Raw genomic sequence first — 14,144 nt, 5'->3', positions numbered from 1 at the left:
CGAATTTTAGGATTGCAGCGGAACCAAATCTTTGGCATCCCACAGGTAGCGGCAAGCAAGTGTACGGTGAGGACGCCAGTTTTCGGCAATGGTAAACAATCGCTCACGTAGCTGTTTTCCAGATTCCTGTATCTGATAGAATTTAATCATCTGTTGCTGAATGGCTAAATCATCTACTGGAAATACATCAGGCCGGTTCATGGGAAACATCAATACCATTTGTGCGGTCCAGATACCTACGCCTTTAATTTGCGTAAACAAAGCAATAAGTTCTTCATCTGGTAAGGGTTGCAGATGTTCATAACTAAGCGGAAAATCCAGATGAAACCTGGCTATATTTTGCACATAACCTGCTTTGGCTGTAGACAATCCTACCTTTTTTAAGTCATCTATCTGAAGTTTCAATACAAGCTCTGCCTGCGGATACTTATCTGGAAATAAACTTAAAAAGCGCTCCCGGATCACTCTTGCCACTTTTGTAGAAAGTTGCTGGGAAATAATGGAACTGAGCAAGGCCAGATAAATATCCTGTTGCTGGTAAGAAGTGGGTACAGGAAGTACTTCTGCCAGCCGGTTCATTACCGGATCATGCTGCCAGTTAATATTCATGTAGTGATGGGCTGATACGGTTGAACAAATTTTCCGGTATACTGCTGTACCTGCACGCCAAATTTTTCCAGAAAAGCCAGCCCTTCGTCTACATCAATTCCTTTGTATTCGGCATAAGAATGCAGATAGATTACTTTGGCGATTTTCATACTGAAAATAATTCTGGCGCAAGGCAGGCAAGGAGAAAGTGTTACATATAAGGTGGTACCTTCTACAGTGGCGCCGTTTTTAGCAGCATATAAAATAGCGTTTTCCTCCGCATGAATGGCCAGCGAACAACTCCCTTTTCTATCTCTGGCACATCCGGTATGCGGCCATTCTTCGTCGCAATTATGGGTGCCGGCCGGCGGTCCGTTATAGCCAATAGAAATGATACGGGTTTCTTTGGTAAGTACAGCACCTACGTGTGCTTTAATGCAATGAGAACGCTTGGAAAGATTTACCGCAAGTTCCATAAAAATATCGTCGAAATCAGGACGTTGCATGAATTTTGAGACTTATAATAATCAAAGATGACAAAAAATCAGAACAAAATGGGTAGTACTGCTATTTATCTTGAGTCTGTGCCAATAATCACTGATAATGGCTACTCTGTAATAATGTTATGCTTTTTATAAGAGACTTCATTAATTTGATGCCGGACATAGAAATATTATATAACTTTGAATAAAATTAAATCAAGTCTTTTTGAGCAAATCCTGGTAAACTTAATTGAATATTTGAGATGAAAAAAATTGCATTACTTGTAACTTTCGTTAGTTGTGTACTGTGTCAGTCAGCTTTTGCCCAGCAGAGTACCAAAGATTCTACTACTATTAATAAAATCAATAAAGAATCATCTGCGGTTGCCGCAGTTACTCAGGATTCAGTGATTGTGCCCCAGTTACGGAAAAGTCCAATGGCTATCGCCAAATACCAGTCAAATGCAATGTATATAAAAGCTGTATATGGCCAGCCTTCTAAAAGAGGAAGAGTGATTTTTGGTGAACTGGAACCCTACGGAAAAGTTTGGCGGACAGGTGCTAATGAAGCTACCGAAATTACTTTTACCAAAGATGTAAAAATTGCCGGAAAATCCTTAAAAGCTGGAACCTATACGCTGTTTACTATTCCTAACCGCGATAAATGGACTGTTATTATCAATTCAGATTTAGGACAATGGGGAGCTTATAAATACGAAAAAGAGAAAGATCTGTTTTCTCTAGATGTGCCTGTAACCAAGCCAGAGTACCAGTATGAAGCCTTCACCATCGAGTTTGAAGAAACCAGAACAGGTGTTGATATGGAACTGCTTTGGGATACCACCCGTATTGCTGTTCCGCTCACCTTTGCAAAATAATCTTGCGTTAGTAGATATAAGTTTATCCTGATCAGCCTGGTATTTAAGAGAATGTTTTGAAAGGATAGAAATAGGGTAAAAGAAAGAATCAGTGAGTAAACTTGTGGTGTCCAACCAAAAAGTTTTATGCAAGAAAGATTCTTCGAACTCACTGATTGTGAGTGGGAAATTATCAAGGAAGTAGTAGATAACCTAAGAAAAATCAAACATGACAAACGTGTTATTCTTAATGCTATTCTATGGCTACTTACTACAGGTAGTCAATGGCGCAACATGGAAAGTAAATACCCACCCTGGCAAACCATTTATTACCATTACAGGCAGTGGAAGAAGCGAGGCATCATCGAAGAGCTGTTGGCTTTTTTAGCAATCAGAGAAAGAAAAAAAGCAGGCCGACAAGCCTTGCCAAGCGTGTTAGCTATTGATAGTCAAAGTGTAAAGATTGTACAGTTTACTTCCCAAGACAAGGGCATAGATGGCAACAAAAAGGTGAATGGCAGAAAAAGACATCTAGCAGTGGATTGTTTAGGTATTCCTTGGGCTGTGCATGTAACAGCCGCCCATGTGTCAGACACTACAGCCGGTTATGAGTTAGCAGCTAAGCTGAAGGGTAAGTCTTGCCGCCTACATACACTAAAAGCAGATAATGGCTACAAAGATACCTTTGTAGAAGAGATAGAAAGAGACTATGGATGGAAGGTAGAAATTGTACAAAAGCCTGAAAGCGTAAAGGGCTTTGTGCCGGCAGGAGGCCGTTGGGTGGTAGAACGCAGTTACGGATGGCTCAATTTTAAGCGTAGATTGAGCCGTGACTTTGAGAAAAGCACAGAAAGTTCGGAAGCTATGCTACAATTAGCCTTTATTGACACACTGCTTAAAAGAAAACCAGTATAATATTTCAAAACGTTCTCTTAGTTTATTGTTTTTACCAGTGCTAGTGATCAGCTCCTGGTTGTCTTTTTAATAAATCAGATGAGGTAATTATTATGCTACGTATCTATTCTTGTTTAAATCTGCTGTATCAACTTTTTAGCTTGCAGGTTCGTATATGCCTGAAATTATTAAACAATTACATCCAGTACGCATATGGGACCTAAAAGCATTGTGGGAATTATTTTGATTGTAATTGGTATTGCCGGGTTAATTATTGGTGTGTTTGGCATATTCAGCAAAAACCTGACAAACCAAAGCCCCTGGATTTTTGCCATTCTGGGATTTGTATTTTTTACATCTGGTATCGGATTATTGAAAAGTGTAGGCAACCAGAATTCTTAGGGTTACAATAAGCGTTCTGAATTGACATAGCTGCTGTTGGTAGGCAGGCATAGATAGTTTTTCTGCCCGGCAACTGCATTAAGGTTTTTAATCCCAACCATTACTTATTCATACCAAACTTCATAAGCCGGTTATTGCCACTACCCATGCTATATAGGTAATGTATTTTTGAAATACTGGCCTATACAATTCTAATAAGCCAGATTCAGAAATTATCTTTCAATCACTTATATTGTTAGCAGTTTATTAAGCTGTTCATTTTTTATAAGCTCCGGCAGCGTTTCTGATCTTTTTACATATTCAATGTAGTGATTTATGCTTGGCAGGCATCTCTATTCTATCCTGATTGCGGGTTGTGTTGTATTAACCTGTCTGTTTACTGGAGCATACATTTCTAAACAAGCAGATTCCAGACCAAATGTTGTTTTGTTCTTTATTGATGATCTGGGCTATGGCGACCTTTCTTCCTATGGAGCTATGTCTTACCGTACACCTCATTTGGATCAGATGGCAGTTGAAGGAACTCGTTTTACTAATTTTCTTGCGGCACAGGCAGTATGTAGTGCTTCACGGGCTGCTATTCTGACCGGCTGTTATCCGAACCGGGTTGGTATGTCAGGGGCACTCGGACCCAATTCACGTATTGGTCTGAATCTGCAGGAAGAAACATTGGCTGAACTTTTAAAAGCCAGAGGATATGCAACTGGTATTTTTGGAAAATGGCATTTAGGAGACGACTCCACATTTTTACCCTTACAGCATGGCTTTGATGAATATTTCGGTGTGCCTTACTCACACGATATGTGGCCTTTACATCCCAATCAGGCACAGGCTAACTACCCACCCTTATTCTGGATAGAGGGCAGCCAGCGTACCAAAGAGATCAAGACGCTGGAAGATGCTGGCGAAATTACGTCTGCTATTACAGAAAGGGCATTATCTTTTATCCGGAAGCATAAGAAAAAGCCCTTCTTTCTATATTTACCTTATCCCATGCCGCATGTACCCTTAGCGGCTTCAACTCCTTTTCGTGGAAAAAGCAAACAGGGTTTATTTGCAGATGTCCTAACAGAGCTAGACTGGTCTGTTGGGCAGGTTTTACAGGAACTCAAAAAACAGGGACTTGATAAAAATACACTCGTAATTTTTACCAGTGACAATGGCCCCTGGCTGAACTATGGCGATCATGCTGGTTCGTCGGGTGGCTTCCGAGAAGGGAAAGGAACTTCGTTTGAGGGTGGGCATCGGGTACCTTGTATTATCCGGTGGCCAGGTGTAGTAACTGCCGGCCGGGTTTGTAATAAATTATTAACAACAATGGATATTTTGCCAACGGTTGTAAAGCTTTGTGGTGCTGGTCTGCCTAAAAACAAAATTGATGGCATTGAATGGGTAGATTTATTGAAAGGGAATGAACAGGTAAACCCACGGGAAAATTTTCTGTATTATTATCGCCGCAACAGCCTGGAAGCGGTGCGGAAAGGAGACTGGAAGCTGGTTTTTGCCCATCCCGGACGGACCTATGAAGGGCTTTTGCCAGGAAAAGATGGACAACCAGGGCCGCTTACTGAAAACTTTTCGTTTCCTACAGCATTATACAATTTACGCAGAGACCCCGGTGAACGGTATGATGTGCGAGAGCAGAACCCAGGTATTGTTGCCGAGTTAGAAAAACTGGCGGAAGAAGCCCGGCAGGATCTGGGAGATGATTTACAGAACCGTCCTGGAAATAACCGGAGACAAGCAGGTGTAATAGATGAAAACCGGTAAAATAATAGGGCCTAATGTGGTGATATTAAGTATTAAAGTTTTAACTGGTTGTTCATTCAGGGATTCTTTCGGCATGGCTTGCTATTAGATTAAAGCTTTCTCTCCATCTTTTTTATAAGCACTTTTTCAGTGATAGAAGGTTTCTCTCAAGATGCTATAATGTCGACAGGCAACTGCTACATTTTTGATCTTTGCGTACTTAGGAATTTTGAGTTTTCTTATATGTCAATTTGTGCTTTTGTATTCAGAGGTTGACAAGTTTATAGTTCAATTTTCGAATTGTTAATCCTAACCTTGTTTTTCACAGTCTAGCTAAAAATACAAAAAGGGTGCTGCAAACAGCACCCTTTTAATTTATGAGTAATCTCGGCCATCGAACTATATTCTACCGGCACAAGATTAATCATTAATTATCCTTATCTAATTCATCACTCATAGCTTTGAACGAATCATTTACCTTAGAAGCAGTATCTTCGATGTCTTTCTTCATGTCTTTCCAGGCATCTCCCGTAGCATTGCCTACTTCTTCCAGTTTGTTGTCAAGCTTATCCTGCTGATCTTTAATATCCTGGATGCGGTCTTTGTATTTAGCTTTAGCCTGGTCACCTTTCTCATCAATTTTTGATTGCAGGCGATCTAGCTTGGTACCCAGTTCCTCACGGTCTTTGCGGATTTTAGCAACAAATTCATCACGCTCCTGGTTGGTTTCAGCCTTCATGTCGTTAGCCTCCTCCTTGGCTTCTTTGCTCAGTTCATCGGCTTCATCTCTTGCTTCTTTTGCTCCTTCATCAACTTTACCTGCTACCTTATCGGCTGTATTCTGGATATTTTCCGAGATTTCTTTATCGGCATCCTTAACAGTTTCTTTTACACTCTGGTCATCGGCAGTAGTGTTTTTATTTGAAGCGCAGGAATCCATACCTAATACAAAAACGGCGGCTATGGCAAGAGCTGCTATTTGATGTAAAGCATTCTTAATTAGTTTCATAATGGTTCTAATGATTAGTAGTTTACTGTTAAAAAATGTATATAACATGTATAACACGTCTTTTTACGTGGGAATAGATGAAAATAACTTTCATCAAAACACCTACTTCTACGGGAGAAATGGTAAAGGGTTATACTTACAAAAAAATTATACTCTGTTTATTTATGATAATCTTCTTCAAAGCTTGCCTTGGGTATCATATTTAAACACTAAAGAGCGGGTAAAGGTGCAGGTTCAAAACGTAGAATACCCTTCTTAAAAGCTGACTTGGCTTTTATTAAAGAGTTAAAGATGGAGAGAATGGACACCGATTGATTGCTCTTTTAACCATTTTAATGCTTATAATTTTCGATCAGTTCGTCATTGGGAGCTAAAAAACTTTGCTGATTTCTGTTCCATCCTTTTTGATTGGTCCACCAGTTGAATTCGATGACACACTGTTCGAGGCCAAAGTTGATTTGAATATGCTTGTACTGTTGTACATGCTGAATAAATTTTTCCGGCAACCGGATATGATGATTTTGCAGGTAGTGAACGAGCCCCTCCGGAAAAATATAAGTTCCATCTGTCAAATCTTTAGAACCCAGTTGTGTTTCTGCACAGCGGAATCGGCACCAGCTTTGTCCGGTCCAGTCGGCCAATGGGTGGCTCTGTAGTAAATGTGTAATTACCATCTGTTTTTCTGCTACATTCCATTCCTCATCCCTAAACCAGGCAGGGTCAGGAAATTCCGGTTCAAAGATGCTATGCCAGTATCCAATCGCTGTCAACGAATGTATTTTCTTCGACTGAAAGTAGGATTTGGTGGTAGTCATACCTTGAGGGACTTATAATCTTGCAATCACGGAATGTAAAAATCAAACAAAATGTCATTCATACACTTAAAATGCCCCAGCGGACATTTGGGATACCCCAGTTTAGAACAAGGGCGGCAGGCAATTTTATTATTTTCGAAAATAACAAAAGATGTACGGTAGGGGTACATGCCAAAGGCCGGAATCGTATTTCCCCAGATGGAATATACTTTCTTCTTAAAAGCAGCCGCAATGTGCATCAATCCGGTATCATGCGTAAATACCACATATGATTGCTGAATAATAGAGGCCGACTGATTTAAGTTATATTTGCCACAGGCATTATAAATCAAGGCTTTTTTATTGAGGCTGGCTAAGGCTGGTTCGTAGGAAGCATTGCGTTCGTGTTTTTCAAAAAAATTAACGATGGCCTCTCCATTTTCTGCATCTTCTTTGCCGCCCAGCAATACAATAGGCTTATTAATCTTATCACAAAGTTCGATCATGCGGGAAACCGGCAACTTTTTAGTATTGTGTTGCCCACCAATGGCATAGGCCACAAAACCCCGTTGATGCGTAAGCGGCAGCCAGTCTTTTTCTACGACATCTTTATCTGGAATGAAATATTCGAGGCCGAACTGGTCGGTTTTTACACCAAGTGGCAATACAGTTTCCATGTAACGGTCAACTATATGGATATTAGGCAGTTTATTGATCTTAAAGCGTACAAGCAGCCATTTGGAGTAATTAAGTTTATTAAAACTATACGATTTTACGCCCAGCCTTAGTTTGATAATTCTTGTGCGGATGTTATGGTGGAGATCAATGATATAATCATATTTTTCAGCCTTTAACTGGCGAAGCAAATCGGCCAGACTATCTTCCAGGTAAAAACATTTATCCAGATACGGATTGTGTTCTACAATAGATCTGTATTTCAGTTTTGTGCAATAATGTACTTCTGCGTCTTCCAGTTGCAGTTTTAGAGTCCGGATCACAGGCGTTGTCAGTACAATGTCACCAATAGAAGAAAAGCGGATAATCAGTATTTTTTGTTTAGGCATTGTAATACAGAATAGTCATTGGTCAGTAGTGATTGGTGATTTGTGATTTGTATTGAACCCGAAAGCTACTGATGGTATTGTTTGAAAACTAATTTTTCACCGCCACAAATTAACGCTGCTATTCTACTATAATAAGGGATTGAGGTAAAAAAGTTTTCAATTGTGAAAATTAACCGGAATAAGCGGTTGGCCACAATAAAGTATAAGGGCAATATGGAGTGATAAGTGCCAGATCAGGACATTGGTCAGGCACATGAATGACAATAATTAACAACCAATGACAGTGGCTAATGACTGATTTGCTTAATAGCCTTTCGCTTTGTCTACCACATTTAGTAAGGGTAACCCATTGGAGTACCTGCGGATATTTTCTGAAACAAGCGCCATTAGCCGTACTTGCCGGATGGGAGCCTCTCCGGAATTATGCGGAGTAATAACCAGATTTGGGCATGTCCACAAGGGATGGCTGGCAGGTAAGGGTTCGGGGCTAACCACATCTAGTCCGGCACCTCTGATCTTTTTTTCTTTCAACGCTTTCACTAATGCATCCTGGTCTACAAGCCCGCCTCTGGACACATTAATAAAATAAGCGCTGGGCTTCATTTTACTGAATACCTCGCTGTCAAATAACTGTTTTGTTTCTTTGGTCAGCGGAGCGGCACTCATCAGCACATCTACCTGCGGTACCATTTCCATCAGCCAGGAAGGATCATGCAGTTCAGCTACAAACTCAGGTTTAGGCATAGGCTTGGCATCGGTTGCCAGTACTTTCATATTAAATCCATAATGTAAGCGCCTGGCTGTTTCTGAGCCTATACCACCCATACCCACAATACCGATGGTTTTTCCATACAGGTCATCCAATGAAATATCATCCGCTTCTTTATATTCTTTTTTTTGGAAAGCCGGTATAGAAACCTGGGTAAGTCCTCTGGTCAGGCTCAACAGCAAAGCAATAGCCGTTTCTGAAATAACCGGGGCAAAAGTCCGTTGCATATTGGTTACCTGGCAGGGATGCTCGATCAATTCTTTGGATAATACATTCTCCATCCCTGCGCCCCAGTTCTGAAACCATTTTAGATTTTTTGCCAGCTTCACCGTATCTCCATCTAATCTTCCTAATACTACCTCCGCTTCGGCTATACACTTTTTAAGTGCATCCTGGCTGGCAGCCATCTGCAATTCTATGTTTTTACCTGCCGATTTGATTTGGTTTACTTCTGCCTCACTCAGTTTTTCGTTACACACTACTTTAATAGGCATATTAGCAGCTCTGGATCTGGTAGGTTGAACTACGTCTGAGGGCTCGGCTAATGAGGCGGAAGCAGTCGTTACAGCCATTGTTGTAAGAAAATTACGTCTGGAAATAGAATCTTCGGCCATAGGATTGAATGTTAAAAACTAAATATTTGCAGTTTGTTTGGAGGGCTAAAAGAAGATGAATCCGGACAAAGTAAACACCGAATTACAGATAGCCTTAATCTAAGGTAGGTATTCAGTCATTTAATGTCAAAGGCAGCTGATAAATATTTTTATTCAGTTGAAAAATATAACAGAAAGCATGAAATGCATAAAGCTCAATGGAATGATTGTAGACTAAAATTTACTTTGTAAAGTAGTAAATGAAAAGTTTTTGTTCAATAAATTAGAATCTGCCTATTTTGGATGGGTAAAAAGAAAATGAGTGACCAGAAAAATTTAACCTGATCACTCATGCACATTCAACTCCTATTACTCCTTTCTACTCACTTCTCAGGCTCTTCACCGGATTATCAGTAGCTGCCTTTACAGTTTGAGTACTAACCGTTAATAAGGCAATGATCAGAATGAGCAATCCCGGCACAATAAACATCCAGGGACTGATAGAAGCCTGGAAGGCATAATTTTCAAGCCATTGTTTCAGCAGGTAGTAAGTAATCGGAGAAGCGATCACGAAAGCGATCACCACCAGCTTCACAAAATCTTTTGAAAGCAGCATCAGGATGCTGGAAATGCTGGCACCCAGCACTTTGCGGATACCAATTTCTTTCGTCCGCTGGGTAGTTACAAAGGAGGCAAGGCCGAATAAGCCCAGGCAGGCAACAAAAATGGCGAGCACGGCAAACACACCGAATACCTGTCCGAATTGCTTGTCAGCTTTATATTGTTTATCAAACTGCTCATCCAGAAAGAAGTATTCAAAGGGATTGCCTGGGAAAAATTGTCCCCATTTGGCCTGGGCTGTATTAATAATTTGATTTAGATTGTCACCACCGGCTTCCAGTTTAAGGGAGTAATAGTTCTGGCTATCTGGAATGAGCCGGAAAATATGCACATCATAGTCTTCCCGTAAGGACTCCTGGTGATGATTGGCAACAACGCCCACGATGGTATAGGTTTCGCCCCAGAACTCAATGCGTTTGTTTAAGGCTTCTTCAGGTTTTTTAAAGCCCATCAGTTTAGCTGCTGCTTCATTCATCAGAACAGCTTTGGGATCAGTGCTGAATTCCCTGGAGAAATTCCGCCCGGCAACTACTTTTAACCCATACGAATCCAGAAAATCGTAATCAATGCCTATTACCCTGTATTGGTTAGCATCCCCTTCCGCACTGCCTACCGGCCGGATACCTCCGGCATTCCAGCCCACTTTTTTCCCAGGCACTTCCGTAGAAGCCGCTATTTTTTTAATTCCCGGATATTGCAGCAGTTCATTTTTGAAAGAATTCAGTTTATCGGAATAAGTAGAATCCGTTACATTGGGTCCTCTCAATACCAGCGTCTGGTTGATCTGCACCCCCAGTTCCTGGTTTTGCATATAATCAATCTGGCGAAATACGCAGAAGGTTCCTACCATTAAAGCCACCGAAGCCGCAAATTGCCCTACCACCAGTGTTTGCCGCAAAAATGCCCCATGCGAGGTTTTAGATAACCTGCCTTTGAGTACAGCAATAGGCTGGAAAGAAGAAAGTACAAAGGCCGGATACAGGCCGGAAAGAATAGAACCAATCGCAAATAAACCCAGTAAGGCCAGCCAGAAATCCAGCCGGGTAATTAAAGAAAATCCCATCTGTTTATCGGTAAGCCAGTTGAATACAGGTAAACAAATCACCACTAGCCCGAAGGCAACCAGCACGGCAAACAGGTTGACCAGCACCGATTCAAACATAAACTGCCCGATGAGTTGCTTGCGGTAAGAGCCCATTACTTTGCGGATGCCTACCTCTTTAGCCCGGTCTAAGGCTCTGGCGGTGGAAAGATTGATGTAGTTGATCCAGGCAATAATGATGATAAAGAAGGCAATAATAAACAGAAAGTAGACAGATTCTCCATTGCCATTGGCTTCTGCTTCCATCATATAGCTGGAATACAAGTGAATGTCCTGCACTGGCTGCAACTTATATTCTACCCTATGATTCCGCTCCCGGTTAATTTGCCCCACTTTTTTCTCGATTAAAGCCGGAATTTTGGCCTCTACCGCATTTGCCTTAACACCTGGCTTAAGCAATATATAGGTATAAAAGCCGTCCCAGTCAAAAGTAGTTTCTGCTTCGGGACTGGTGAATTTTACAAAGGTTGGAAATGATAACAGAACCGTGAATTTCAAGTGTGTATTCTCCGGCATATCTTCTGCTACGCCAGTGATCAGGTAATCTTCGCGTTGATTGCGGCTGATGCGTTTGCCCACCGGATCTTCGTTTCCAAAGTATTTTTTGGCAACAGACCTGCTAATAACCGCCTGGAATGGTTCGGTAAGTAGTTTGGCCGGGTTGCCTTTTACGAGTGGGTAGGTAAAAACAGTGAAAAAGTCATTGTTGGCAAAATACATTTTTTCTTCCCGGAATTTTTTGTCGCCATAAGATATTACTCCACCGGTAGGTGTAAATTTGGCTACCGTTTCTACTTCCGGAAATGCCTCTTTCATAGCGTTGCCTATGCCTGCTGCTCCGGCTGCCCATTGCGTCGAGAGTTCTCCTTTATCATATCTGTTCTGCTGCAACCTGAAAATCCGGTCTTTCTTTGCATGAAACTGGTCGTAGCTCAGTTCAAAAGTAACATACTGCAAAATCAGCAGGCAGGCAGCCATTCCGATCGCTAGCCCAAAAATGTTAATAAAAGAGAACGCTTTGTGTTTGAGCAAGCTTCTCAAGGCAGTTTTAAAATAACTTTTCAGCATAGGGGAGAAGGTTAATAGTCAGTAGGCATTCGTAATGTAATTCCGGTAAACTCCACAATCTCAAAAAGGTAACATAGGATGAGCAATTTTTTAGACATATTTTTATGAGTATTCTTACGCAAGTATAACAGGCAAAATTTGAGGTTGAAGGGTGAGTTGTAGAAAGAGTCAGATATGATTTGAAACAGGAGGAAAGAAAAATTATTTGCTTTCTTATAAAGATTTCTACAACTTTTATGATAATATCGGATTGAAAATAAATAGTTACATGCATCCGTATGTGACAAACGATTCATTTACTTAGTTTATAATTTATTATGTCAGACAAACAGAACGAAAACGAGCAGCATTTAAGAAGTACTGAATGGTTTGGAAAAACCGATAAAATGGGATTTATCTACCGGAGCTGGATGAAGAACCAGGGCCATCCGATGCATATGTTTGATGGCAGGCCGGTAATAGGAATTTGTAATACCTGGTCTGAACTGACTCCCTGTAATGCACACCTGCGTGATATTGCCGAAGTAGTAAAACGTGGCGTATACGAAGCTGGCGGTTTTCCGGTTGAATTCCCGATCACTTCGCTGGGCGAAACGCTGATGAAACCAACCGCCATGCTGTTCCGGAACCTGGCTGCTATGGACGCTGAAGAATCGATCCGGGCTAATCCGATGGATGGGGTTGTACTTCTTACCGGTTGCGACAAAACCACACCTTCTACCGTGATGGGCGCTGCCAGTGTGGATCTGCCTACGATTGTAGTTCCTGGCGGACCGATGCTGAATGGAAAATTCCGCGGACAAAATATTGGTTCTGGTACCCACGTATGGAAGTTTAGTGATGATCTCCGGGCCGGAAATATGACACCCAAAGATTATTTGTTTGCCGAAAGTTGTATGTCCCGCAGCAACGGCCACTGCATGACGATGGGAACGGCTTCTACGATGGCTTGTATGGTAGAATCTCTGGGTTTAACCTTGCCCGGAGCCGCTGCTATTCCGGCGGTAGATGCCCGTAAAAAAGTACTGGCCCATATGTCGGGCATCCGGATTGTGGAAATGGTGAAAGAAGATTTGCGTATATCCAAAGTACTCACCCGGAAAGCCTTTGAAAATGCCATCAAAGTAAATGCAGCTGTAGGTGGTTCTACTAATTTTATCATACACCTGTTAGCTATTGCCGGACGTGTTGGGGTAGAGCTGGAACTGGACGATTTCGATAAATTAGGCAGTAAAATTCCTTTGCTGGTAAATCTGATGCCATCCGGAAAATACCTGATGGAAGATTTCTTTTATGCTGGTGGACTTCCGGTGGTACTGGCAGAAATGAAAGAACACCTGCACCAGGATGCCATTACAGTAAATGGAAAAACGGTGAAAGAAAATGTAGAAGATTCTGACTGTAATTGTTATGATTCAAATGTGATTTACAGCATTAGTAATCCAATCCTGAAAGAAGCCGGTATTGCGGTGATAAAAGGAAACCTGAGTGAAGATGGCGCAGTGATCAAACCTTCTGCTGCTACACCAGCTTTAATGAAACACAGAGGCAGGGCAGTGGTATTTGAAACCATCGAAGATTACCATGCCCGGGTAGATGATCCGGACCTGGATATTGATGAAACCTGCGTAATGGTATTAAAAAATGTGGGCCCGAAAGGCTATCCAGGTATGCCAGAAGTAGGAAATATGAGTTTGCCTAAGAAACTCCTGTCTAAAGGAATAACAGATATGGTGCGTATTTCCGATGGACGCATGAGCGGAACGGCGTATGGTACAGTTATTTTGCACGTTTCCCCGGAATCTGCCATTGGTGGCACACTGGCTTTTGTGCAGAATGGCGATATGATCGAACTGGATGTGGCTGGCAGGCGGCTTCACCTAGATGTATCGGCTGAGGAACTTGAGAAAAGACGCAAAGCCTGGGTAGCGCCTGAACCACTTGCCGACAGAGGCTATGTACAATTATACATTAACCATGTGCAGCAAGCCAGCAAAGGTGCCGATCTTGATTTCTTGGTAGGAAAATCTGGCTCAAGCGTTACCAGGGATAGCCATTAATTGATAATCTGCGGTTTAGCGGCTATAGGCTTTTTAACCCGTATAAATAATACCTTAAGTTCACAGGCAATTTTGAGAGGCATCAGAAGGTA

12 protein-coding genes are annotated in these 14,144 nt (G+C 41.6%); 5 read left to right on the top strand and 7 right to left on the bottom strand.

Features of this window, described 5'->3' with window-relative positions; all coding sequences use genetic code 11:
* Positions 1–6: 6 nt before the first annotated feature.
* Both GXP67_RS03130 and GXP67_RS03125 read right to left on the bottom strand, forming a co-directional pair.
* Entirely contained in the window at positions 7–609 is a 603-nt protein-coding gene (locus GXP67_RS03130) for a DNA-3-methyladenine glycosylase family protein (protein ID WP_162441810.1), read from the bottom strand.
* Complete coding sequence (locus GXP67_RS03125) at positions 606–1,094, bottom strand: deoxycytidylate deaminase (RefSeq protein WP_162441809.1); 489 nt, start codon at positions 1,092–1,094, stop codon at positions 606–608. Before GXP67_RS03125 ends, GXP67_RS03130 begins: the two co-directional genes overlap by 4 nt.
* 239 nt (positions 1,095–1,333) lie before the next feature.
* Between GXP67_RS03125 and GXP67_RS03120 the strand changes: the two genes are divergently transcribed.
* The 4 genes from GXP67_RS03120 to GXP67_RS03105 all read left to right on the top strand — a co-directional run bounded on the left by GXP67_RS03120 (position 1,334) and on the right by GXP67_RS03105 (position 4,993).
* On the top strand, positions 1,334–1,948 hold the full coding sequence (locus GXP67_RS03120; RefSeq protein ID WP_162441808.1) for a DUF2911 domain-containing protein: 615 nt from the start codon (positions 1,334–1,336) through the stop codon (positions 1,946–1,948).
* Between the two features lie 126 nt (positions 1,949–2,074).
* Positions 2,075–2,842 carry an IS5 family transposase gene (locus tag GXP67_RS03115; protein WP_162441807.1) on the top strand — a complete coding sequence of 256 codons (768 nt, stop codon included), beginning with the start codon at positions 2,075–2,077 and terminating at the stop codon, positions 2,840–2,842.
* Between the two features lie 192 nt (positions 2,843–3,034).
* Positions 3,035–3,223, top strand: a complete 189-nt coding sequence (locus GXP67_RS03110) for a hypothetical protein (protein ID WP_162441806.1) — start codon at positions 3,035–3,037, stop codon at positions 3,221–3,223.
* Between the two features lie 315 nt (positions 3,224–3,538).
* Positions 3,539–4,993, top strand: coding sequence for a sulfatase family protein (locus GXP67_RS03105; RefSeq protein WP_162441805.1), 1,455 nt, complete (start codon positions 3,539–3,541; stop codon positions 4,991–4,993).
* A 406-nt stretch (positions 4,994–5,399) separates the two neighbouring features.
* Here GXP67_RS03105 and GXP67_RS03100 read toward each other — a convergent pair whose 3' ends face one another.
* From GXP67_RS03100 to GXP67_RS03080, 5 genes are all read right to left on the bottom strand, one after another.
* A complete protein-coding gene (locus tag GXP67_RS03100; RefSeq protein ID WP_162441804.1) occupies positions 5,400–5,981 on the bottom strand; it encodes a sll1863 family stress response protein in 582 nt (193 codons plus the stop codon).
* A gap of 332 nt (positions 5,982–6,313) precedes the next feature.
* Positions 6,314–6,796, bottom strand: a complete 483-nt coding sequence (locus GXP67_RS03095) for a hypothetical protein (protein WP_162441803.1) — start codon at positions 6,794–6,796, stop codon at positions 6,314–6,316.
* Positions 6,797–6,822: 26 nt separating this feature from the next.
* Entirely contained in the window at positions 6,823–7,839 is a 1,017-nt protein-coding gene (locus GXP67_RS03090; protein ID WP_162441802.1) for a glycosyltransferase family 9 protein, read from the bottom strand.
* A gap of 303 nt (positions 7,840–8,142) precedes the next feature.
* Positions 8,143–9,222: a D-2-hydroxyacid dehydrogenase gene (locus tag GXP67_RS03085; RefSeq protein ID WP_162441801.1), complete on the bottom strand. Its 1,080-nt coding sequence runs from the start codon at positions 9,220–9,222 to the stop codon at positions 8,143–8,145.
* Between the two features lie 358 nt (positions 9,223–9,580).
* Positions 9,581–11,992, bottom strand: coding sequence for an ABC transporter permease (locus GXP67_RS03080; RefSeq protein WP_162441800.1), 2,412 nt, complete (start codon positions 11,990–11,992; stop codon positions 9,581–9,583).
* A gap of 317 nt (positions 11,993–12,309) precedes the next feature.
* Between GXP67_RS03080 and GXP67_RS03075 the strand changes: the two genes are divergently transcribed.
* Entirely contained in the window at positions 12,310–14,052 is a 1,743-nt protein-coding gene (locus GXP67_RS03075; protein ID WP_162441799.1) for an IlvD/Edd family dehydratase, read from the top strand.
* Positions 14,053–14,144 lie beyond the last annotated feature (92 nt).

Source organism: Rhodocytophaga rosea, from assembly GCF_010119975.1.
Taxonomy (GTDB): Bacteria; Bacteroidota; Bacteroidia; order Cytophagales; family 172606-1; genus Rhodocytophaga; species Rhodocytophaga rosea.
The sequence above is the reverse complement of the archived record's forward strand: the minus strand, read 5'-3'. Positions and strand labels throughout refer to the sequence as shown.

Excerpts from the sequence above, each read along its gene's own strand:
- GXP67_RS03130 (WP_162441810.1), bottom strand. The coding sequence starts at position 609 with ATGAATATTAACTGGCAGCATGATCCGGTAATGAACCGGCTGGCAGAA.
- GXP67_RS03125 (WP_162441809.1), bottom strand. The coding sequence starts at position 1,094 with ATGCAACGTCCTGATTTCGACGATATTTTTATGGAACTTGCGGTAAAT.
- GXP67_RS03120 (WP_162441808.1), top strand. The coding sequence starts at position 1,334 with ATGAAAAAAATTGCATTACTTGTAACTTTCGTTAGTTGTGTACTGTGT.
- GXP67_RS03115 (WP_162441807.1), top strand. The coding sequence starts at position 2,075 with ATGCAAGAAAGATTCTTCGAACTCACTGATTGTGAGTGGGAAATTATC.
- GXP67_RS03110 (WP_162441806.1), top strand. The coding sequence starts at position 3,035 with ATGGGACCTAAAAGCATTGTGGGAATTATTTTGATTGTAATTGGTATT.
- GXP67_RS03105 (WP_162441805.1), top strand. The coding sequence starts at position 3,539 with ATGCTTGGCAGGCATCTCTATTCTATCCTGATTGCGGGTTGTGTTGTA.
- GXP67_RS03100 (WP_162441804.1), bottom strand. The coding sequence starts at position 5,981 with ATGAAACTAATTAAGAATGCTTTACATCAAATAGCAGCTCTTGCCATA.
- GXP67_RS03095 (WP_162441803.1), bottom strand. The coding sequence starts at position 6,796 with ATGACTACCACCAAATCCTACTTTCAGTCGAAGAAAATACATTCGTTG.
- GXP67_RS03090 (WP_162441802.1), bottom strand. The coding sequence starts at position 7,839 with ATGCCTAAACAAAAAATACTGATTATCCGCTTTTCTTCTATTGGTGAC.
- GXP67_RS03085 (WP_162441801.1), bottom strand. The coding sequence starts at position 9,222 with ATGGCCGAAGATTCTATTTCCAGACGTAATTTTCTTACAACAATGGCT.
- GXP67_RS03080 (WP_162441800.1), bottom strand. The coding sequence starts at position 11,992 with ATGCTGAAAAGTTATTTTAAAACTGCCTTGAGAAGCTTGCTCAAACAC.
- GXP67_RS03075 (WP_162441799.1), top strand. The coding sequence starts at position 12,310 with ATGTCAGACAAACAGAACGAAAACGAGCAGCATTTAAGAAGTACTGAA.